The organism is Ruegeria sp. AB7 (assembly GCF_056542625.1).
Genome location: NZ_JBQGAC010000029.1, coordinates 1 through 561, shown reverse-complemented (window position 1 = coordinate 561; position 561 = coordinate 1). Strand labels below are relative to the sequence as shown.

General features: G+C 56.9%; 1 pseudogene. It reads left to right on the top strand.

The annotated features are described in order from the left end of the window. Nucleotides 1-173: 173 nt before the first annotated feature. Nucleotides 174-561: pseudogene (locus ACR0EN_RS21255) on the top strand (DMT family transporter); the annotation flags it as partial.

Below are 561 nucleotides of genomic sequence, written 5' to 3'. Positions count from 1 at the left end.
TACTGTTTCAGGGCCGTCATTGAGTTGGGTCTGCTCGATTTTGTTTTGTCAAAGCTTAGCACGGTGAATTCGCATGGCGCAAACCAGTTGCGTCCGATTTCGGATTTGTGCTGGATAGCACAATGTGGGGACGTTTGGGTCCACCGTTCGTCGCACGCAAACTGAGGCACAGCATGCAGTCAGACAAACCAACGTCGCCGGTATTGGCCTCAATGCTGATGATCGGCGCCATGGCGATCATAGGTGTCGTCGACAATGTCGTGATCCTTCTGGCGGATACCATCGGCCTTTGGCAATTCCACCTGAGCCGGGCGCTGCTGATGTTGCCACTCATTATTGGCCTGTCTCTGCTGGGTTTGGGCGGGTTGCGGCCCAAGCGGTTGGGGCCCGTCGTGCTGCGCAGCGTATTGATCACGCTGGCCATGCTGTTCTATTTTGCCTCGCTGGCCCTGATGCCGATTGCGCAGGCATTGGCGGGCCTGTTCACCTCGCCGATCTTTGTGCTGTTGCTGTCTTCATTAGCGATGAAGCAGACCATCGGACCGTGGCGCATCCTCGCCG